This window comes from Campylobacter sp. B0100352/1, from assembly GCF_020135855.1.
GTDB lineage: Bacteria > Campylobacterota > Campylobacteria > Campylobacterales > Campylobacteraceae > Campylobacter_D > Campylobacter_D taeniopygiae.
The window spans coordinates 60,026-78,882 of sequence record NZ_JACHTP010000001.1 but is presented as its reverse complement, the minus strand read 5'-3'; the positions used below and the strand labels follow the sequence as shown (position 1 = coordinate 78,882).

Genomic DNA, 18,857 nt, shown 5'->3' with positions numbered 1-18,857 from the left:
CTATTTTTTCTGACGTTGTTCTATAAGATTTTGTATGCGTTTTTTATTTTCCTCAAAAAAAGAATCAAAATTCTTTTCTTTTTTTTCTAAATCAATTTGCCCCTGCTCTGCTTCTGCACTCTCTAAAACAATATTAGAATTACCTATTATCATAATATATCTTTTATGGGCATATTCAAAAACGACTAATTGATTGTTTTTATCTAAAAATCTTTGAAAAATCATACGAAAATCTCTTGAAATACCGCTTTTTTTTGAAATCAAAGAATTTTTAAGCCACCAAAGTATTATAAGTAAAATTATTAAAATCACCATAACTAAAATATAGTTTGTATAATCATATTTAACCAAATTTGCATCCTTAAATTCAAATGAAGTTTCTTTTTCTTGATTTGATTTCAAAATAGAATCTTGACTCAAATTTTCTTGTTTATTTTGCTGTGTAACTCGAATTCTTACTCCGAATTTATCATTAATAGAACTCACATTAAGTGAAATATTTTGTTTGTTTTTTAACATGATATAAGTATCATTATTTTTCGAGCTAATACTAACTCTATCAACGAGTTTAGAATTTAAATTTTTTAACTCGTCTTTAGAATACGTTAATTTGCTAAAAGTTAAAAGAATAAAATTCTTATCTTTTGTTTGAGAAATTTTTCCATTATAAGCATTATCAAAAGAAAGCATCAAATCTACCCGATCATTTCTATCATAAATATTATAATCGACTAATTTAACCGCAAACAAAGGCAAAGTCAAAAAACACAATAAAAAAAATTTCATTTATATTTCTTTTTTAAAATATTGAAGCACAGTTTTAGAATCTAAAATTTCATTAATCCTTATCGCTAAATTTTTCTCATAAACCATAACTTCACCCTTGCCAAAAATACGTTTATTGATATAAAGTTCCACGCTTTCACCAGCAGGTTTTTCAAGATCAATCACTGAACCTACTTCCAATCTTAAAAGATCTGCCACACTCATATTTGTTGTACCAAGCTCACTGACAAAATCTACACTGATATCTAAAATATCTTCATAAGATTGTAAAAGTCCGTGAGTTTCAAATTCTATCTCATTGCTCATTATTGACAATATCCTATTCTAAAACAATAATCTTTAAAACCATAAGTTAATGACTGGTCTAAAATAATATTTGGATTATGTATTCTTCCTAAATATTCTGGTATGCCGAGTTTATACTCATCATCACCACCTTTAGCATCATTGAGTAATTTTTTCGCATATCCTACAATCTGATTAGCACATTCTTTAACAAGATCACACCTATCATCTTCTTGAAAATCTTCCTCTCCAATGAAAATGGTTGAAACTAAATGTAAAAATTCTGTCGAAAAAAATAAATAAAAATTATATTCTCTACCGCTTTTTTCTACCACAGAAATGCTAGAGCCATAAAATTCACCTTTTAATTCTTCAACGGGTTCCATATGAACCTGTAAAATGTGCTCAAAAAAATGTATTATGGAATATTCAAGAGTTTTTAACATAATCTATTAACCGCCTTTAATTAAAACCCTATAATTATTATAAAATATAATAAAATAAATTTGCTTATAAACTATTTATATCGAATAAATAATGCGAAAATTATAAATGCCAAAATACCTTTTAATATTAAACATAAGATAATACTTAGCTTAATAAGATAAAATATTTAACTTAAAAATAACAATTACTAGGAAAAATTATGGATTTTTCAGATCTACCTTATTTATTAATAGGCATATTTTCAGGTATAACTTCAGGTCTTTTTGGTATAGGTGGAGGTATGGTTATCGTTCCTGCGATGCTCGTTTTAAACGAGAGTTCCCATCATGCGATTGGAATTTCAATCTTACAAATGATTTTTGCTGCAATTTTTGGATCTTATATTAATTACAGAAAGAAAAATTTAAATATTAAAGATGGTATCGTTATAGGACTTGGCGGACTTTTAGGCGCAAGCTTTAGCGGATTGCTTTTAAAATTTTTAAATGATATTAGCCTAACAACAATCTTTTTATGCGTCAGCTGTGTTTTTTTTATAAAATATGCTTTTGGCTTTAAAGAAAATGCCGTTAAAAGTGAAAGAAGTGCTTTGCAAAAAAATATTATTTTATTTATAGCTGGCTCTTTTACTGGAATTTTTGCGATTTCTTTGGGTATAGGCGGAGGACTTTTGATCGCTCCAATTCTGGCTTATTTTTTAGGATATGATAGCAAAAAAGTAGTTTCTTTATCTTTATTTTTTGTTATTTTTGCTTCTATTTCTGGGATTTTGTCTTTATCAACTTCAGGAGTTATTGATCATGTAGTAATTCATAAAGGTATTATTGTAGGCATTGCCTCTATGATAGGAGTTTTCATTGGTATAAAAATCATTGAAAAAATGCAAATTTCTTCTCATAGAAAAATTTTACTTTGCATTTATGCCTTATCCATACTTGGGACAACTCATTCTTTACTTAAAAAACTTGCAATCATAAGCTTTTAGTAAAATTGTGTTAAAATTTTAATTTATTTAATATAAATTTTTAGGAAAAATGATGAATGATAAAATTAAAATTATCGGTGCTAAAGAGAATAATTTAAAAAATATTGATCTTGAAATTCCAAAAAATAAACTTATAGTTTTTACAGGGCTTAGCGGTAGTGGAAAATCAACACTTGCTTTTGGGACACTCTATGCTGAAGGACAACGCCGCTACATAGAAAGTTTAAGTGCTTATGCAAGGCAATTTTTAGATAAAGTAGGCAAACCCGATGTAGATAAAATAGAAGGCTTAACTCCAGCCATTGCCATCGATCAAAAAACTACATCTAAAAATCCTCGTTCTACTGTCGGGACTATCACTGAAATTTATGATTATCTAAGACTTTTATACGCAAGGATAGGCATTCAACATTGCCATCAATGCGGTCAAGAAATTTCATCCATGAGTGCTAATGATATAGTCAATGAAATTTTAAAATTTCCTAAAGGAGCAAAGATTATTATTTATGCACCTTTAATAAGAGAAAAAAAGGGCACTTATACTGATTTGCTTGAAAATTTACGCAATAAAGGCTACGTTAGAGCACAAATTGATGGAGTTTTAGTTAGACTTGATGAAGAAATAGAACTCGCAAAAACAAAAAAACACACGATAAAATTAGTCATTGATCGCCTTGAAATTAGTGAAGATTTACTTTCAAGACTTGCAAGCGATATTGAAAAAGGTTTGGAAGAAAGTTTTGGAGAGATTGAAATCGAAGTTTTAAATCACGAAGAAGTAGGCATCAATAAACACTATCACTATAGTGAGCATTCAGCTTGTTTTAATTGTAAAATTTCTTTTGTTCCTCTGGAGCCTTTAAGCTTTTCATTTAATTCTCCAAAAGGTGCTTGTCAATCTTGCGATGGCCTAGGCATTCGTTATACCTTGGATATGAAAAAAATCATCGATGAAAGTTTAAGCATAGAAAATGGTGCTGTAAAAATCATGTATGGCTTTAACAAAAGTTATTATTATAAATTTTTAATCGCTTTTTGCGAACAAAATGAAATTTCTATCAAAAAACCTTTTTTAGAGCTTAGTGAAGAAGAAAAACGTCTTGTATTATACGGCAATGCAAAAACTATAGAGTTTTTTTGGAAAAGAAATCGCTTAAAAAGAACTTTTGAAGGCGTTGTTAAAATGGCTTATGAAATGCTAAAAGATGAAAAAGACTTGGGTGAATATATGAGTGAAAAAATCTGCAAAGATTGTCAAGGACACCGTTTAAAACCTGAAAGTTTAGCTGTGCGTGTTGCCAAAAAAGATTTGGGTGAAATTTTAGATATGAGCATAGAGGATAGCACGACTTTTTTTTCCAATGAAAAAAAATTCTCCTATTTAAGCAAACAGCAAAAGCTTATTGCTAAACCTATTTTAAAAGAAATCAATGAAAGACTTTTCTTTTTATATGATGTAGGTCTTGGTTATCTTTCTTTGGGGCGCGATGCAAGAACTATTAGCGGAGGGGAGGCACAAAGAATTCGCATTGCTTCTCAAATTGGAAGTGGATTAAGCGGGGTTATGTATGTCTTAGATGAACCTAGCATTGGACTTCATGAAAGAGATACAGCAAAACTCATTAAAACTTTAAGAAATTTGCAACAAAAAGGCAATACCTTAATCGTTGTAGAACATGATAAAATGACTATAGAAGAAGCAGATTTTATAGTCGATATTGGTCCAAAGGCAGGAAAATTTGGAGGAGAAGTTGTATTTTGTGGAACTTATAAAGAGCTTTTGAAAAGCAAAAGTGAAACTGCGCTTTATATGAATGGCAAAAAACAAATTTCACAACTTCACAATAGAAAACAAGAAGAATGGCTAGAGCTTAAAAATGTTAATATTAACAATATCAAAAATCTAAACGTTAAATTTCCTTTGCAAAATTTAGTTGCCATTACCGGCGTTTCAGGATCAGGAAAAAGTTCTCTTATACTTCAAACCCTTTTACCTTTTGCTCAAGAAGAATTAAATCGTGCCAAAAAAGTTAAAAAACTTGGTGGTGTAGAAATTGAAGGACTTGATAAATTAGATAAGGTTATTTATCTTGATCAAAGTCCTATAGGAAGAACTCCACGTTCCAATCCTGCTACCTATACTGGTGCTATGGATGAAATAAGAAATCTTTTTGCAGCTACTAAAGAAGCAAAAATGCGAGGCTATAAAACGGGACGTTTCTCTTTTAATGTCAAAGGGGGACGTTGTGAAAAATGTAGCGGCGATGGAGAAATTAAAATAGAAATGCATTTCTTACCTGATGTTATGGTGGTTTGCGATACTTGCCATGGCAAACGTTATAATGATGCTACTTTAGAAATCAAATATAAAGGCAAAAATATAAGCGAAGTATTAAATATGAGCGTTTTAGAGGCAAATGAATTTTTTACTTCAGTGCCAAAAATTCGCCAAAAATTAGAAACTTTGGTTAAAGTGGGACTTGATTATCTTACTTTAGGACAAAATGCTACAACTTTAAGTGGTGGAGAAGCTCAAAGAATTAAACTAGCCAAAGAATTAAGTAGAAGTGATACTGGAAAAACACTTTATATCCTTGATGAGCCTACTACTGGACTTCATTTTGAGGATGTTAATAAACTTATTTCTGTATTGCAACATTTAGTTGATCTTAAAAATTCTGTTTTTGTTATAGAACATAATTTAGATGTCATTAAAAATGCTGATTATATTATCGATATGGGTCCAGAAGGCGGGATAAAAGGCGGAAAAATAATCAGTACAGGAAGTGTAGAAAAAGTAGCTAAAGATCATAAAAAAACAGGGTCTTATACCGGATATTATCTAGATTTAGAACTTAAAAATATAAAAAATTAAAAATGACACAAGTGCAAAAAATAGTATTTTTTAAATTACTGATTATCTTGCCATTAAAATTTAACAACAAATTAAAACCTATAAAGGATTTTTATAGGTTTTAATAATATCTTTATGATTATTTGTACGATCTAAAATATAAATGATATCATTTTTTATGGCCATAGATTTTGGATTTTCAAGCCCATTTATTGTATATGCATCTATAATTTTAGCATTCTTATAATCAATCACAAGCATAGTGCTATAACGCAAACTTAAAGCTAACATTTTATCTCCAACTATATCGGTTGCAACAATATAATAATCATTAATATTTCTATCTTTTTTAAGCTTTAAATTTTTATCCACACTTAAAACAGATTCTCCGCTTAAAAGATAATCTTTTGTACTTGCATAAGATAATATAAGTTTAGGACTAAATTGATTTGGAACCGTAATAAGATATAAAAAATTACCATCACTGGTATAAGAATGAACATAATTTTGCTTAGATCTTATGGTTAAAATATATTTTCTTGAAGGCTCATACCACCCTTCCTTATGAGAAAAAAATGCTGGCATAATAGATCCACTAGTTTGTTTAAATGCTTGCCATTCAAGCATAGGATCAATTTTCACTTCTTTAGAAACTTTTTGAGTTCCACTAAAAGTTTTATTAAAAGCCCCTATAATCAATTTATCGCCAACAAAAGTAGCGCCAACTATATACTTCATATCATTACCATTGGTTTTATCAAATAAAACAAAGCCATTTGATCTGTTAAAATCTTTAGTATAAACCACAGCCATTTCATTGGTTATTAAAGCAAACTCGTCACTATTTTTATTATAAGCTATAGCATTAATTGATTTAAATTGATTTAATTCTGGAATAGTAATTTCATAACTGTGATTAAGAGATACAATGCTCTTATTGATTTCAAAGGCACCTTTAGAGCTATCTCTTTCAAAAGTTAAATTTTTTGGTTCATTTAAATCTTTGATAAATACACTTTCTGGAACATTTTTACCTAAAAGATTAAATTTAGCTAATCTACTCCAAACTTCAGTTGTCCAAGTTTTTGTCATAATCGACATATCAAAAGTCAAACGATCAGGATTAGATTTTCCAGTAAATGGAGGAATTCCATTAACAATTAAGGCTTGAAAAGCATTTGAGCAAACCACTATAAAAGAAAGCGTAAATACAATTTTTGAATATAAACTTAAAGGCTTTGGTTCCATTTTTTCACTCACTAAATCTCGCATCATGGAACTTTTTTTACGTATAAAAAGAAGAGCTAAACTCATTACTACTACAACACACCAATAAACTACAACAGCCCAAATATAAGTATGAGCTCCTACAAGCTTATCTCCAAGTCCTATACCTATATCTCTTTGCCACCAACTAGCAGTATGACGAATTCCCATATAAATTCCATAAGATGCAAATAAAAAAACACAAACAATATATTTTACCTGTGGTCCATAACGTAAAATAAACATTCCTAAAACACCTATAATCACCATTCCTATGCGTTCAAACCAACAAAGAGTGCAAGGTGATTCATTGTGAAAATATCCTAAATATATGTTAGCAAATCCAACAGGCACAGCGAGTATAAGCAATACCGCAGTTGTCATAAACAGATAAAAATACTGATCATTTTTATTTAAATAAGCATTCATTGTTTCACTCCTTACCAATTACCACTTGGAATAACAGAATCAAAACTAGCTATTAAATACATAAAATAATTTAAACATGCACCTATAAGAAAAATTCCAAAAATCAATCTTTCTCTTTCTGGCTTTATCAATATAAGCAATATAGAAATTGCTAATAAAACAAGTATAGTAAATTCCATAAACTGACTCCTTGATTTTGAAGATTATAAATTATATAAAAATAAAAATTAAATAAAAATTATAATTTTTTAATATAAAATTAATATTTTATAAAAATATAGACATTTTAAACAATTTAAAATATAATATTATTTTATTTGGCGGATTAAAATGTTTGATTTTTTATATAGTGATATAAGCTATTTAGGGCTTTTTTTAGTATGCTTTCTCTCAAGCACTCTTTTGCCTTTAGCAAGCGAAGCTTTTGTTTTAGGTTTTATAAAACTCAATTTCAACCCAACACTTGTGCTGATAATAGCTACCTTAGGCAATACTTTAGGAAGTTTAAGCACCTATGGCTTAGCTTTTTTGGGTAAAAAAAATATTTTGGAAAAATATTTTAAAAAATCTTTAAAAAAACTTGAAAAATGGAATACAAATTTTTTTAAATTTGGTGCCTTTTTTGCTTTTTTTACTTTTTTACCTTTGGTTGGTGATATTTTTGCACTTGGACTAGGTTTTGCTAAATATCCTTTCTTAAAAAGTACCTTTTTTATTTTGCTTGGAAAATTTAGCCGTTATTTTTTTATCATTTTTTTATCAAGTTATTTTTAAAATCATAAGTTTTTAATATAAAAATTGACATAATATAAAAAATTTTAATCCAAAAATTAAGAGAAAGATTTTGAAAACTTTAACAATTATAGATACTTTTGGCTTTTTTTTCAGACTTTTTTATGCTTTAAAAGGTTTTAAAAATTCCCAAGGACAAGCTAGTGGAATGATTAGTGGCTTTGCTAATTTCATTTATAGTTTAAAAAATGAATATCAAAGCGATTATATTATCTTTGCGCTAGATTCTAAAGGAAAAACTTTTAGAAGTGATATCGATCCAAATTATAAACAAAATAGAACTCCTCCGCCTCCTGAATTATTAGAACAAATTCCAATCTGTATTGACATGATAGAAAAAATGGGGTTTATGAATATTTCTTGCGAAGGATATGAAGCTGATGATATCATCGCTTCTGTAGTGAAAACTTTTAAAAATGAAGATGTTTTTATCCGTATTATCACTCAAGATAAGGATCTTTATCAACTTATAAAAAATGAAAAAACAAGCATTTATAGTCCTATTTCAAAAAATGAATACAACGAAGAAGCTTGTTTGGAAAAATATGGTGTTAAACCTTGTCAAATTAGAGATTTTTTAGCACTTTGTGGCGATACTTCAGATAATATTCCAGGAGTTAAAGGTATAGGAGCTAAAGGAGCTAAAAAACTACTTGATGAATTTGAAAATATTGAAAATATATATGAAAATCTAACATTAATCCGCAATGAAAGAACTCGTTCTTTGCTTTTAGAAGGAAAAGAGAATGCTTTTTTGAGTAAAAAACTCACTTCCTTATATGAAGATTTAAAATTTGAAAATTTACTCGAAAAAGCTGTATTTCCTAAAGGTGAGCCTCTTTTAAATGTGCTTGAAATTCTAAAGCATTATGAGCTTAATTCCTTGCTAAAAAAATTACATAACAATTCCGAAAGCTACGATAAAAAATTAGATTTTAAAGCTAATTTAATTTTAGATGAAGATAAACTTTTTGAAATTTTAAATTCCCTTGATCAAGAAAGCATTGTTGCCTTTGATACAGAAACTACAGGACTTGATACTAAAGAAGCTAAAATTGTAGGATTTAGCTTTTGCATTAGCGAAAATGAAGCTTTTTATGTGCCTTTAACACATAGCTATTTAGGAGTAAAAGAACAAATTTCACTTTCAAGTGCCAAAAAAGCAATAGAACTAATTTTTAAACATTTCATAATAGGACACAATCTAAAATACGATTTTCAAATCATTCAAAACAATTTTGCTTTAAATCCCCCAAAAAATTACGCAGATACTATGATTTTAGCTTGGCTTTTTAATCCATCTTTAAAAGTTAATATGGATGATTTAGCCCTTAGACTTTTTAATCATGAAACCTTACATTTTGAAAATCTCGTAAAAAAAGGTGAAAATTTTGCAAATGTAGAACTTGAAAAAGCTTGTCAATACGCAGCTGAAGATGCTTACATTACCTTAAAATTTTATCTTTATTTTTTAAAAAATCTTGATTCTAATTTATTAGAAATTGCTAAAAATCATGAATTTAATTTTATAAAAATCATTATGATGATGGAAGAAAATGGAATTAAACTTGATACACAAGCACTTGAAAGTTTAATGAAAAAATTTGAAGGTGAAATCAAAAATTTAAGCGAAGAGATTTACACACTATGTCAAGATAAATTCAATCTTAATTCACCAAAACAAGTGGGTGATATACTCTTTGAAAAATTAAAACTTCCTAGCGGCAAAAAAACTAAAACAGGTTATTCTACAGATGAAAAAGTTTTAAATGAAATCATTGATCAACATCCAGTTGTAGCTAAAATTCTAGATTATAGAGAGCTTGCAAAGCTTTATTCTACCTATTGCGAACCTTTAATAAAACTAGCTTTAAAAGATAAAAATTCACGTATTTATTCAAGTTTTTTACAAACTGGAACCGCCACAGGGCGTCTTTCTTCAAAAGATCCAAATTTGCAAAATATCCCAGCTCATGGACAATATGCCAAAGATTATAAATCATGTTTTATTTCACAGGATGGTTTTAGTTTTATTAGTCTTGATTATTCTCAAATAGAGCTTAGAATGCTCGCGCATTTTAGCGAAGATGAAAAACTCTTAAATGCTTTTGAAAATAATGAAGACATTCATGCTAAAACAGCTTTAATGATTTTTGGTGAAAACAACTATCAAACAAGAAGTGTAGCAAAAAGCATTAATTTTGGCCTTATTTATGGAATGGGCTATAAAACTTTAAGCAAAAATTTAAAAATTGAAACCAATCTTGCAAAATCTTATATAGAAAAATATTTTGAAAATTTCACTAGTATTAAAAATTATTTTGAAAAAGTCAAAAAAGAAGCAAAACAAAATGGTTTTATTTCAACCTTGCTAGGGCGCAAACGTTATTTTGATTTTGAAAATGCAAAACCTATGCAACTGGCTATGTATGAAAGAGAAAGTATTAATTCCATCCTACAAGGATCGGCTGCAGATATCATAAAATTAGCCATGATAGAAATTTCAAAAGATTTAGATGAAAATAAAAAACTCATTTTGCAAATTCATGATGAATTGATTTTTGAAGTTAGAGATGATTTATGTGTAAATTTTGTTAAAAAAGCTAGTGATATTATGGAAAATATAGTAAAATTAAAAGTAAAATTGCAAACAAGTTCTAGCATCGCCAAAAAATGGGGCGATTTAAGCAAATAAGGAGAAATAATGGATCTTTCAACCATACTAGGGATGGTTCTTGCGGTAACTAGTATTTCTGTAGGGGATATATTAGAAGGGGGAAATCCTTTACATGTTATTCACCTTTCTTCTTTTCTTATCGTTATGCCAACTGCCGCTTTTTGTGCAATGACCTCAACTCATAAAAAGATTGTTAAGGCAGCTTATAAAGAATTAAAAATTGTTTTCAAGGGTTCAGGAGTTAATTTACCAGAAAGAATAGCTCAATTGATTGAATTTGCAGTTATAGCACGTAGAGATGGACTTTTAGCTCTTGAATCAAGAACTAATGAAATTGAAAATGAATTTTTAAAAAATGCCATGATGATGCTTGTTGATGGTAAAAGTTTTGAAGAAATTCATGAAAGTATGGAAATTCAAACCGAACAATTAGAGGAGCATTATAAAGAATGTGCCGAATATTGGATAGTCTTTGGAGAAACTTGTCCGACTATGGGACTAGTTGGAGCGGTTTTCGGTTTGATTTTAGCCCTTAAACTTTTGGATAACCCTCAAGCAATGGCGGCAGGTATTTCAGGTGCATTTACAGCTACGGTTACGGGAATCTTTGGAGCATACGCTTTATATACTCCATGGGGTAGAAAATTAAAAGCCAATGGTATGGAGTTTGTTAAAGAACAAATTGTAATTACAGAAGCCGTCAAAGGAATAGCAGAAGGAGCAAACCCTAGAGATTTAGAAGCTAAACTCTTTAATTTCTTAAGCCATGATGATGTAAGAATTTCACAATTTGATAAAGGTTAAAAATGGCTAAAAAAGTAAAATGTCCAGAGTGCCCAGCTGGTGAAAAATGGGCTGTTCCTTATGCAGACTTTTTATCTTTACTTTTGGCACTTTTTATTGCTCTTTGGGCTATTTCAAAGTCTAATCCAGCTAAAGTAGAAGCTTTAAAAACCGAATTTGTTAAAATTTTTGATTATACCGCGACTCAAACAGTGCAACAACAAAATCAAGATACCCATAAATTTAAAGGTTCTCAAGAAGAAAAAGATGATGAATTAAATAAATTAAAAAAAATGACTCTTAATCAGCAAGAAATCATTAAAAAACTTCAAGCTGCACTTGATCAATCAGACAATCAAGAAATACTCAATCTTCCTTCTAAAGTTGAATTTGAAAAAAACAGCTCTGAAATAGAATCTGCTGATATTCAAGATTATCTAAAACGCATAGCTCAACTCATTTCATATCTACCGCCTCAAGTAAAAATTGAAATTAGAGGTTATACGGATAACAGTGAATCTTCTCTTAGAAGTTATGAGTTAGGATACGCAAGAGCTCAAAGCGTTTTAAAATACCTTATGAAAGGTGGAATTAATACTAAAAATATCACTCTAAAAAGCTATGGACTCAATGATCCTCTAAATGGAAATCCTCAAGCTTTAGAAAACAATCGGGCAGAAATTTATTTTAAAGTTGATACACAAGATAAAGACGCTAAACAATCTGTATTAGATCTTATAGAAAAGAGTAAATAAAATTTACTCTTTTAACTATTATTTTTCTTTACTTGCCCTGCTAAACGCCCCTTATTATTAGTATTATAAACAAAGCCTAATACCTCAGCAACCGCTTTAAATAATTCTCTAGGAATCAAATCATCAACATCACAAACCTTATAAAGCTCTCTTGCTAAAGGAGGGTTTTCATAAACCACTACATTATTATCGTAGGCAACTTGCTTAATACGCAAAGCAAGAAAATCAACTCCTTTGGCAACTACACGAGGTGCTTGCTCTTTTGTAGTATCATAACGTATAGCAACTGCATAATGCGTAGGGTTTGTGATCACCACATCAGCTCCAGCAACATCTTGCACCATACGACGCCTTGCAGCTTCCATTTGCAAACGTCTGATTCTACCTTTAACTTGTGGATCTCCTTCCATTTGTTTATATTCATCTTTTATCTCTTGTTTGCTCATCCGCAAACTTTTAAAATATTGAAATCTCACTAAAAAAACATCTAAAACAGCGATCACTAAAAAAGCAATGATCACAATAGAAGCTAAAATAATTACTTTATCTCTAAGCCAATTAAGTTGTTCAACTAAATTATAACGCTCAAGAAGGGGCAATTCATTCATAAATTTCAAAAGAACAACAAAAGCTATACTAAAAACCACTCCTACTTTTAGAAGAATTTTAAAAGTATCTAATATCTTTTTTAAAGAAATTAAATTTTTAATTCCTTTTAAAGGATTGATTTTTCCTAAATTTGGCATAATGGGTTTAGTAGTAAAAATAAAACCAAACTGCATAATATTTCCCAAAACCCCAGCCACCATAATACTTAAAACTATAGGTGCAAGCATGATTAAAACCTCCAAAATACTTTTAATCATAATACCTTGAACTATACGCAAATCCAATTCCGCACCAATAAAACTTTGATAATATCTATATAAATTTGTAATTCTTTGGCCTATAAAACCCATAGTAAATAAAGTAACAGCTAAGCCTATTATTAAAGTTACTATAGCTGCAGCATCTTGAGATTTTGGAACATTACCTTCATTGCGGGCATCTTCTATTTTTTTGGACGTGGGTTCTTCGGTTTTTTCTTGATCTTCGCCTGGCATTAACAATCCTGATTAAAATGATAAGAAAATTATATAATGAAAAAGGATGAAATTCAATAAATTTAAGAAGTTTTAAAGAGGAATGCCTCTTTAAAGAGGCATTTTAATTATAATTTGCTTTCGTTTTTATTAAGATATTCAGCAACACCTTTAGGATCAGCTTTCATACCCTCATCACCTTTATTCCAACCTGCAGGGCAAACTTCACCGTGTTCATTTGTGAAAAGCATAGTATCTACCATTCTAATCATTTCATCGATATTTCTACCTAATGGTAAATCGTTAATAACTGCATGACGAACTGTTCCATCAGCATCTAATAAAAAAGAACCTCTAAGTGCCACCGCTTCAGCATAAAGAACATCAAAATTTCTAGCAATTTGTTTTGTTAAATCAGCCACAAGTGGAAATTTAACCTGACCAATACCACCTTGATTAACTGGAGTATTTTTCCAAGCAAAATGTGAAAATTCATTATCTCCTGAAATTCCGATTACTTCGATGCCACGATCTTTAAATTCTTGATATCTCTTATCAAAAGCGATAATTTCTGAAGGACATACAAAAGTAAAATCTTTTGGATAAAAAAATACCACAGCACCTTTTGGTCCTATATTTTTATAAAGATTAAAATCTTGAACTATTTCATTATTTCCTAGTACTGCAGGTGCAGTAAAATCTAAAGCTTTTTTTGTAACGATCATATTTTTCTCCTAAATAATAAATTTTATTAGTAACAAAATTATATCATTTAAATCTTTAAAAAATTTTAAAATAAGATAATTAATGTATTTTATTAAATTCTTTGGAATTTTTACAAAACATAATCTTTATAAAATATTAAAATATTATTATCAAAATTTTAGTTTTTTTGATTATCAAAATTTTAGTTTTTTTAAGAATAGTATGATACAATTTTTTCGTAAAATCTCAAATTAAAAGGAAAAAAGATGGCTGTAAAAATTACAGATATTTGTATTGCTTGTGGTTCTTGTATCGATGAGTGTCCAGTTAGTGCTATTGTTGATGATGCTAGCAATCCAGAAGGTCAAGATAGTTATTATGTTTATGCAGATAAATGCGTTGAGTGTGTAGGTCATAATGATCAACCAGCCTGTGCAAGCGCTTGTCCAACTGATGGATGTATAGTATGGAGCGAAGTTGCTTCAGGGCAACCAAGCCGCGATAATATCGGTGCAGATATGAGAAATGGAGATACTCCAGTTTTTGCTTAATCCATCCAAAAGCTAGTTTCTACTAGCTTTTCTTTAATTTTTTTTAAAAAAAATCTAGTATAATTCCAACTTTGCTTAACATAACAAAAAACAAATTTATTATTTTTGTATTATTTTAGGAGTAAGTTTATCATGGAAAAAACTTTATCAATTATCAAACCAGATGCTGTTCGAAAAAATCTCATAGGTAAAATTTTAGATCGTTTTGAAAGCAATGGACTTAAAATAATTGCATTAAAAAAAATTCAACTTACAAGCGAACAAGCAGAGAATTTTTATGCTATTCATAAAGAAAGACCTTTTTTTAAAGATTTAGTAAATTTTATGATCAGTGGTCCTGTTGTTATTTCTATACTAGAAGGCGAAAATGCTGTCTTAAAAAACAGAGAACTAATGGGAGCAACCGATCCAAAAGAAGCTAAATCCGGCACTATTAGAGCAGATTTTGCAGAAAGTATCGATGCAAATGCTGTTCATGGAAGTGATAGTTTAGAAAACGCAAAAAACGAAATTGAGTTTTTCTTTAAATCAAATGAAATTTGCTAAATGAAAATTAGTTTTTCAAAGATTAATAACACAAACTATCCTTTTAAACTTAATCTTGAAAATATAATTTTTGAAGGAAATTTAGCAAAAATAAATACAAAACTTGTTAAAATAAATGCAATAATGCAAGGTTTTGTTTATAGACCTTGTGATAGCTGTGGTGAAGAATTGGAACTTTGTGTTCATGAAAATCTAGAGCTTTTTGCAAGCGATGGTATTTTTAAAGATGAAAATAACGAATTAAGCAATACCATAGAATTTTTCGATGGACAAATAGATCTTATAGAAGTTGCAATTAGCGAACTTGAAGCTTATTTGAGTGATTATTTTTATTGTAATCACTGTAAAAATAAAAATTAATTAAATTAAAAAGGAGATAAAATGGCAGTACCTAAGAGAAGAGTAAGTAAAACTCGTGCAGCAAAAAGAAGAACTCACTATAAAGTTAGTCTTCCTATGCCTATAAAAGATAAAGATGGCAGCTATAAAATGTCACATCGTGCAAACCCAAATACTAAGGAATATTAAAATCAATGATAAGCATTGCTATTGATGCAATGGGGGGAGATTTTGGGGAAAAACCTATTATAGAAGGCGTTATTGAGGCATTAAAAGAAAAACCTTTTAATGCTGTACTTGTAGGTGACTCTAAAATTTTAAAACCTCTAATTCCAAAAGATTTTGAACAATATATCCAATACGAAGAGGCTTATGAAGTTTTTTCTATGGATGAAAATGCAACTGATGCTTTAAAACGCAAAGATACTACAATTTACAAAGCCATAGAATTAGTCAAAAATGGTAAAGCCAAAGCTGTTGTTTCAGCTGGTCATAGTGGAGCAAGTATGTCTTTAGCCACTTTAAGACTTGGAAGATTAAAAGGAATTTTAAGACCTGCGATCGCTACTTTAATGCCAAATGTAGTCGGCAAAACTCTCTTTTTAGATGTGGGAGCAAACACAGACTGTAAAGCAGATCATTTGTTTCAATTTGCTATTATGGGAGATATCTACGCTAAAGAATTAATGAAAATTTCTAAACCTCGCTTAGCATTGCTATCCAATGGAGAGGAAGAATGCAAAGGGAATGAACTCACTAAAGAAGCACATCAAATGATGAAGCAAATTCCAAATTTTATCGGCAACGCTGAAGGTAGAGATATTTTTAATGGAGAAATTGATATTTTAATTTGCGATGGCTTTAATGGCAATGTGATCTTAAAAGCATGCGAAGGTGTAGCGACAGCTATTTTTCAAATTTTAAAAAGAGAAGTTCGACAATCAATTTTTGCAAAAATAGGCGCTTTAATGATGAAACCTTGCTTTAAAAAACTTAAAAAACATATGGATTGGCAAGAATATGGAGGAGCACCTTTGCTAGGAGTGAATGGTTGTGTGATCATTAGTCATGGAAAAAGCGATGCTAGGGCGATTAAAAATGCTATTTTTCAAGCGATCAATTTTGGAAAATCCAATATTAACACCTTAATAGAAAATGAATTAGAGAAGTACAATGCCTAAAGCAAGTTTAAAAAGTATAGCTTCTTATGCACCTGATAAAATTTTAAGTAATTTTGATCTTGAAAAAATGGTAGATACAACCGATGAATGGATTGTTAAACGCACTGGAATTAAAGAACGCAGAATTGCTAATGATGATGAACAAGCTAGTGATTTGGGAACAAAAGCAGCCATAAAGGCCATTGAAAGGGCGAATTTAAAAATTGAAGATATCGATGCCTTACTTGTTGCGACTTTAAGTCCTGATTATTTTACCATGCCATCTACAGCTTGTAAAATTGCTGCAAATTTAGGACTTAAAGATGTTACGGCTTTTGATGTTTCAGCTGCTTGTACTGGATTTATTTATTTATTAGAACAAGCCAAAGCTTTTGTAGAAAGTGGTCTTAAAAAAAATGTTCTTATTGTAGGAACAGAAAAAACAAGTTCTATTATTGATTATAGTGATAGAAGCATGTGTATCCTTTTTGGAGATGGTGCAGGAGCTGGTATTGTCAGTCTTGATGAGCAAAATATCATCCTTGATGTCCATACGGCAAGTAATGGTAATTTTGGAAATCTTTTAATGACTCAAAGAGCCCAAAAATCTAGCATTTGCCATCCTTTAATGATGCAAATGAAAGGAAATGAAGTTTTTAAAGTAGCAGTGCAAACACTTAGCAATGATGTTGTTGATATTTTAGCAAAAAACAATATTGATTCTAAAGATATAGATCTTTTTATCCCTCATCAAGCTAATTTGCGCATCATTAAAGCTGTTCAAGAGAGACTAAATTTAAGCGATGAAAAGTGTGTTGTTACAGTCCATAAATACGGTAATACTTCAGCAGCATCTATACCTATGGCTATGAATGATGCCTATGAGGAAGGACGTCTTAAAAAAGGAGATTTAATCTTGCTTGACGCCTTTGGAGGAGGATTTACTTGGGGTTCTGCTTTATTAAAATTTGGTGGAGAAAATTATAAGCAATAATTAATTATTGCTTATTTTTCCAAAAGCTTGAATTTCCACAAGATAGCCTTCTGCTAAAATGCTTTGAACACAAGCTCTTACAGGTTTAGCATAATCTTTAATCCATTCATCATAAATTTCATTCATAGCTTCAAAATCATCCATATTAGCAAGCCATATTTGAATTTGTATGAGAGAATTTTTATTGGCACCTATTTTTTTAAGCAAAAGTTCAATTTCTTGCAAAGCTTCTTGGGTTTGTTTTTTAATATCGCCTTTAGGATCAAAAGCTACTTGTCCTGCTGTTTTAAAATAATCATCATAAACGACAACTTGAGACATTCTTTGACATTCATCATAACGTTTTATCATTGATATTTCCTTCTAAATTCTTTCATAAATTCACATAAAATTTGCACCTGTTCTAAAGTGATGGCATTATAAATACTTGCCCTAATTCCACCTAAAATTCTATGACCCTTTAAACCTATTAATCCTTCTTTTTCAGCCTCTTGAACAAAAATAGGATCTAAATCTTTATTGATTGAAAAACTAACATTCATTAAAGATCTATCTTTTTTATGAGCATGTCCTTGATAAAATCCTTTACTTGAGTCTATACAATCATAAAGCATTGTAGCTTTTTTTAAATTTCTATCATATATTTGATCAAGTCCACCTTGTTTTAAAATCCATTTTGTTTCCAAATCAAAAATATAAATAGCAAAAGTTGGAGGCGTATTATATAAAGATTGATTTTCAACATGGATAGCATATTTAAGCATGCTAGTTAAATTTTTTTGACGTGATCTTTCGATCATATCTTTACGTATAAAAATACAACTCAAGCCGGAAATTCCAGCGTTTTTTTGTATGCCGCCATAAAAAAGAGCTATATTTGAAAAATCAACTTTTTTAGAAAAAAAATCACTTGATGCATCTACAATCAAAGGACTTTTTGTTTTAGGATAATCTTTAAACTGCGTTCCATAAATAGTATTGTTAGAGCAAATATAAGCATAATCAGCATGATCGCTAAAATCGATATTTGGAATGTGATTGAAATTATCATCTTCACTGCTAGCAACTACTTTAACATCAACGCCTAAAATTTGAGCTTCTTTAATAGCCTTACTTGTCCAAACCCCTGTATTAGCATATTCACAAATTCCACCCAAAGATAAATTCATCGGTATCATTGCAAATTGCAAACTAGCGCCTCCATGCAAAAAGAGAACTTCATAATCATCATCTAAACCATAAATTTCTTTTGCTCTTTCCATAGCTCCAAAATGTATTTCTTCAAAAACTTTAGAGCGATGTGAAATTTCCATAATAGAATATCCCTTGCCTTGATAATCACATAATTCATTTCTTGCATACTCTAAAATTTCTAAAGGTAAGGTAGAAGGACCTGCACTAAAATTAATCTTTCTCATCTT

Annotated in this window: 21 protein-coding genes; 12 read left to right on the top strand and 9 right to left on the bottom strand. The window is 29.8% G+C overall.

Annotated elements, in window-relative coordinates:
• Genes H2279_RS00415 through H2279_RS00405 form a run of 3 tightly spaced genes read right to left on the bottom strand, consistent with a single transcriptional unit; the run spans nucleotide 1 to nucleotide 1,517 of the window.
• Nucleotides 1–786 (bottom strand): hypothetical protein, encoded by a 786-nt coding sequence (locus H2279_RS00415; protein WP_337195225.1) that lies wholly within the window; start codon nucleotides 784–786, stop codon nucleotides 1–3.
• A complete protein-coding gene (gene fliN, locus H2279_RS00410; protein WP_137623270.1) occupies nucleotides 787–1,092 on the bottom strand; it encodes a flagellar motor switch protein FliN in 306 nt (101 codons plus the stop codon).
• Nucleotides 1,092–1,517, bottom strand: a complete 426-nt coding sequence (locus H2279_RS00405; RefSeq protein ID WP_337195224.1) for a hypothetical protein — start codon at nucleotides 1,515–1,517, stop codon at nucleotides 1,092–1,094. Before H2279_RS00405 ends, fliN begins: the two co-directional genes overlap by 1 nt.
• Nucleotides 1,518–1,717: 200 nt before the next feature.
• Here H2279_RS00405 and H2279_RS00400 point away from each other — a divergent pair, with 200 nt between their 5' ends.
• Complete coding sequence (locus tag H2279_RS00400) at nucleotides 1,718–2,503, top strand: sulfite exporter TauE/SafE family protein (protein ID WP_137623272.1); 786 nt, start codon at nucleotides 1,718–1,720, stop codon at nucleotides 2,501–2,503.
• Nucleotides 2,504–2,555: 52 nt separating this feature from the next.
• Complete coding sequence (gene uvrA, locus H2279_RS00395) at nucleotides 2,556–5,378, top strand: excinuclease ABC subunit UvrA (protein ID WP_337195223.1); 2,823 nt, start codon at nucleotides 2,556–2,558, stop codon at nucleotides 5,376–5,378.
• Between the two features lie 78 nt (nucleotides 5,379–5,456).
• Here uvrA and H2279_RS00390 read toward each other — a convergent pair whose 3' ends face one another.
• Both H2279_RS00390 and H2279_RS00385 read right to left on the bottom strand, forming a co-directional pair.
• A complete protein-coding gene (locus H2279_RS00390; protein ID WP_337195222.1) occupies nucleotides 5,457–7,052 on the bottom strand; it encodes a disulfide bond formation protein B in 1,596 nt (531 codons plus the stop codon).
• 11 nt (nucleotides 7,053–7,063) lie between these two features.
• Nucleotides 7,064–7,231, bottom strand: a complete 168-nt coding sequence (locus H2279_RS00385) for a hypothetical protein (protein WP_171000065.1) — start codon at nucleotides 7,229–7,231, stop codon at nucleotides 7,064–7,066.
• Nucleotides 7,232–7,382: 151 nt separating this feature from the next.
• Here H2279_RS00385 and H2279_RS00380 point away from each other — a divergent pair, with 151 nt between their 5' ends.
• The 4 genes from H2279_RS00380 to motB all read left to right on the top strand — a co-directional run bounded on the left by H2279_RS00380 (nucleotide 7,383) and on the right by motB (nucleotide 12,059).
• On the top strand, nucleotides 7,383–7,826 hold the full coding sequence (locus tag H2279_RS00380) for a YqaA family protein (protein ID WP_337195221.1): 444 nt from the start codon (nucleotides 7,383–7,385) through the stop codon (nucleotides 7,824–7,826).
• Nucleotides 7,827–7,896: 70 nt separating this feature from the next.
• Nucleotides 7,897–10,539: a DNA polymerase I gene (polA, locus tag H2279_RS00375; RefSeq protein WP_337195220.1), complete on the top strand. Its 2,643-nt coding sequence runs from the start codon at nucleotides 7,897–7,899 to the stop codon at nucleotides 10,537–10,539.
• Nucleotides 10,540–10,548: 9 nt separating this feature from the next.
• Nucleotides 10,549–11,325 carry a flagellar motor stator protein MotA gene (gene motA, locus H2279_RS00370; RefSeq protein WP_137623277.1) on the top strand — a complete coding sequence of 259 codons (777 nt, stop codon included), beginning with the start codon at nucleotides 10,549–10,551 and terminating at the stop codon, nucleotides 11,323–11,325.
• Between the two features lie 2 nt (nucleotides 11,326–11,327).
• Entirely contained in the window at nucleotides 11,328–12,059 is a 732-nt protein-coding gene (motB, locus tag H2279_RS00365) for a flagellar motor protein MotB (RefSeq protein ID WP_137623278.1), read from the top strand.
• An 11-nt stretch (nucleotides 12,060–12,070) separates the two neighbouring features.
• Here motB and flhB read toward each other — a convergent pair whose 3' ends face one another.
• Together flhB and H2279_RS00355 are read right to left on the bottom strand one after the other, a co-directional pair.
• Nucleotides 12,071–13,162, bottom strand: coding sequence for a flagellar biosynthesis protein FlhB (gene flhB / locus H2279_RS00360; RefSeq protein WP_137623279.1), 1,092 nt, complete (start codon nucleotides 13,160–13,162; stop codon nucleotides 12,071–12,073).
• 107 nt (nucleotides 13,163–13,269) lie between these two features.
• Nucleotides 13,270–13,866, bottom strand: a complete 597-nt coding sequence (locus tag H2279_RS00355) for a peroxiredoxin (RefSeq protein ID WP_137623280.1) — start codon at nucleotides 13,864–13,866, stop codon at nucleotides 13,270–13,272.
• 246 nt (nucleotides 13,867–14,112) lie between these two features.
• On the opposite strand from H2279_RS00355, the gene H2279_RS00350 reads away from it, so the two are divergent.
• The 6 genes from H2279_RS00350 to H2279_RS00325 all read left to right on the top strand — a co-directional run bounded on the left by H2279_RS00350 (nucleotide 14,113) and on the right by H2279_RS00325 (nucleotide 17,436).
• Nucleotides 14,113–14,397, top strand: a complete 285-nt coding sequence (locus H2279_RS00350; protein ID WP_137623281.1) for a DUF362 domain-containing protein — start codon at nucleotides 14,113–14,115, stop codon at nucleotides 14,395–14,397.
• A gap of 132 nt (nucleotides 14,398–14,529) precedes the next feature.
• Nucleotides 14,530–14,943, top strand: coding sequence for a nucleoside-diphosphate kinase (gene ndk / locus H2279_RS00345; RefSeq protein ID WP_137623282.1), 414 nt, complete (start codon nucleotides 14,530–14,532; stop codon nucleotides 14,941–14,943).
• Nucleotides 14,944–15,303, top strand: a complete 360-nt coding sequence (locus tag H2279_RS00340; protein WP_137623283.1) for a hypothetical protein — start codon at nucleotides 14,944–14,946, stop codon at nucleotides 15,301–15,303. It abuts the gene before it with no gap.
• 21 nt (nucleotides 15,304–15,324) lie between these two features.
• Nucleotides 15,325–15,471: a 50S ribosomal protein L32 gene (gene rpmF, locus H2279_RS00335; RefSeq protein WP_337195219.1), complete on the top strand. Its 147-nt coding sequence runs from the start codon at nucleotides 15,325–15,327 to the stop codon at nucleotides 15,469–15,471.
• 5 nt (nucleotides 15,472–15,476) lie between these two features.
• Nucleotides 15,477–16,463 carry a phosphate acyltransferase PlsX gene (gene plsX / locus H2279_RS00330; protein ID WP_337195218.1) on the top strand — a complete coding sequence of 329 codons (987 nt, stop codon included), beginning with the start codon at nucleotides 15,477–15,479 and terminating at the stop codon, nucleotides 16,461–16,463.
• Entirely contained in the window at nucleotides 16,456–17,436 is a 981-nt protein-coding gene (locus H2279_RS00325) for a beta-ketoacyl-ACP synthase III (RefSeq protein WP_337195217.1), read from the top strand. The genes plsX and H2279_RS00325 overlap by 8 nt, the downstream gene beginning before the upstream one ends.
• On the opposite strand, the gene H2279_RS00320 is transcribed toward H2279_RS00325, so the two are convergent.
• Both H2279_RS00320 and serC read right to left on the bottom strand, forming a co-directional pair.
• Nucleotides 17,437–17,787: a RidA family protein gene (locus H2279_RS00320; RefSeq protein WP_137623286.1), complete on the bottom strand. Its 351-nt coding sequence runs from the start codon at nucleotides 17,785–17,787 to the stop codon at nucleotides 17,437–17,439.
• On the bottom strand, nucleotides 17,784–18,854 hold the full coding sequence (gene serC / locus H2279_RS00315; protein ID WP_337195216.1) for a phosphoserine transaminase: 1,071 nt from the start codon (nucleotides 18,852–18,854) through the stop codon (nucleotides 17,784–17,786). Before serC ends, H2279_RS00320 begins: the two co-directional genes overlap by 4 nt.
• Nucleotides 18,855–18,857: the final 3 nt, after the last annotated feature.

Bases quoted from the DNA above. Each gene is read 5' to 3' on its own strand.
- H2279_RS00415 (WP_337195225.1), bottom strand. From the start codon at position 786: ATGAAATTTTTTTTATTGTGTTTTTTGACTTTGCCTTTGTTTGCGGTT.
- fliN (WP_137623270.1), bottom strand. From the start codon at position 1,092: ATGAGCAATGAGATAGAATTTGAAACTCACGGACTTTTACAATCTTAT.
- H2279_RS00405 (WP_337195224.1), bottom strand. From the start codon at position 1,517: ATGTTAAAAACTCTTGAATATTCCATAATACATTTTTTTGAGCACATT.
- H2279_RS00400 (WP_137623272.1), top strand. From the start codon at position 1,718: ATGGATTTTTCAGATCTACCTTATTTATTAATAGGCATATTTTCAGGT.
- uvrA (WP_337195223.1), top strand. From the start codon at position 2,556: ATGAATGATAAAATTAAAATTATCGGTGCTAAAGAGAATAATTTAAAA.
- H2279_RS00390 (WP_337195222.1), bottom strand. From the start codon at position 7,052: ATGAATGCTTATTTAAATAAAAATGATCAGTATTTTTATCTGTTTATG.
- H2279_RS00385 (WP_171000065.1), bottom strand. From the start codon at position 7,231: ATGGAATTTACTATACTTGTTTTATTAGCAATTTCTATATTGCTTATA.
- H2279_RS00380 (WP_337195221.1), top strand. From the start codon at position 7,383: ATGTTTGATTTTTTATATAGTGATATAAGCTATTTAGGGCTTTTTTTA.
- motA (WP_137623277.1), top strand. From the start codon at position 10,549: ATGGATCTTTCAACCATACTAGGGATGGTTCTTGCGGTAACTAGTATT.
- motB (WP_137623278.1), top strand. From the start codon at position 11,328: ATGGCTAAAAAAGTAAAATGTCCAGAGTGCCCAGCTGGTGAAAAATGG.
- flhB (WP_137623279.1), bottom strand. From the start codon at position 13,162: ATGCCAGGCGAAGATCAAGAAAAAACCGAAGAACCCACGTCCAAAAAA.
- H2279_RS00355 (WP_137623280.1), bottom strand. From the start codon at position 13,866: ATGATCGTTACAAAAAAAGCTTTAGATTTTACTGCACCTGCAGTACTA.
- H2279_RS00350 (WP_137623281.1), top strand. From the start codon at position 14,113: ATGGCTGTAAAAATTACAGATATTTGTATTGCTTGTGGTTCTTGTATC.
- ndk (WP_137623282.1), top strand. From the start codon at position 14,530: ATGGAAAAAACTTTATCAATTATCAAACCAGATGCTGTTCGAAAAAAT.
- H2279_RS00340 (WP_137623283.1), top strand. From the start codon at position 14,944: ATGAAAATTAGTTTTTCAAAGATTAATAACACAAACTATCCTTTTAAA.
- rpmF (WP_337195219.1), top strand. From the start codon at position 15,325: ATGGCAGTACCTAAGAGAAGAGTAAGTAAAACTCGTGCAGCAAAAAGA.
- plsX (WP_337195218.1), top strand. From the start codon at position 15,477: ATGATAAGCATTGCTATTGATGCAATGGGGGGAGATTTTGGGGAAAAA.
- H2279_RS00325 (WP_337195217.1), top strand. From the start codon at position 16,456: ATGCCTAAAGCAAGTTTAAAAAGTATAGCTTCTTATGCACCTGATAAA.
- H2279_RS00320 (WP_137623286.1), bottom strand. From the start codon at position 17,787: ATGATAAAACGTTATGATGAATGTCAAAGAATGTCTCAAGTTGTCGTT.
- serC (WP_337195216.1), bottom strand. From the start codon at position 18,854: ATGAGAAAGATTAATTTTAGTGCAGGTCCTTCTACCTTACCTTTAGAA.